General features: G+C 73.0%; 2 protein-coding genes. Both read left to right on the top strand.

Translation table 11 applies throughout. The annotated features are described in order from the left end of the window. On the top strand, positions 1-315 hold a 315-nt coding region (locus G7A99_RS22345), incomplete at its 5' end, for a PIN domain-containing protein (RefSeq protein WP_305792359.1). Then, positions 312-786, top strand: a 475-nt coding sequence (locus G7A99_RS22340; protein WP_163144204.1) for an OsmC family protein, incomplete at its 3' end; no start/stop codon positions are given. The genes G7A99_RS22345 and G7A99_RS22340, both read left to right, overlap by 4 nt.

Here is a 786-nt window from a genome sequence, read left to right as displayed (position 1 = left end):
GGCCTGCGGGTCGCGGAGAAGGCGGTGCGCGAGGTCGAGTCCGGCAGCGTCGAGCGCACGGTGCGCTGGCTGCGCGGGCACTACCGCGAGGCGCTGCGCACCGGGCTGCTCGATTCCACCGAGGACCTGGATGTCATCCTGCTCGCCGTGGAGCTCGACGCCGCCGTGACCTCGGCGGACCGGGGCCTGATGCAGTGGGCGGAGAAGGGGGGGCTGCGGCTGATGCCCGCCGAGCGGCTGCATGGGCTGATGGTGCACCTGGCGGGTGGGGCGGGCGGCGGTGACCGAACCACCGGGCAGGACGGGCCGCAATGAGCGGCGGCGGGGGCCACGACTACCGGATCGATCTGACCTGGCAGGGCAACCGCGGTACCGGCACCAGCGATTACCGCGCCTACGGCCGCGAGTACGTCGTCGCCGGCCCGGACAAGCCGGCGCTCACCGGTTCCGCCGATCCGGCCTTCCTCGGCGACCCGACCCACTACAATCCCGAGGAGATGCTGGTGGCGGCGCTGTCGGCCTGCCACATGCTCTGGTACCTGCACCTGTGCGCGGACGCCGGGGTCGTCGTCACCGCCTATGAGGACAACGCCAGCGGCACCATGGCGCGGGTCGGCGACGGCCTTCAGTTCACGGAGGTGGTCCTCGCACCCCGGGTCGCGCTGACCCCGGGCGCCGACCGTGAGCGGGCCCTAGCGTTGCACGGGGCGGCCCATGCGCGCTGTTTCATCGCCCGTTCGGTGAACTTCCCGGTGCGCTGCCGCCCGGAGATCCGCCCGGACGCCT

The sequence above is a fragment of the Arhodomonas sp. KWT genome (assembly GCF_010993615.1).
This window is presented reverse-complemented; position numbering and strand designations above follow the sequence as displayed.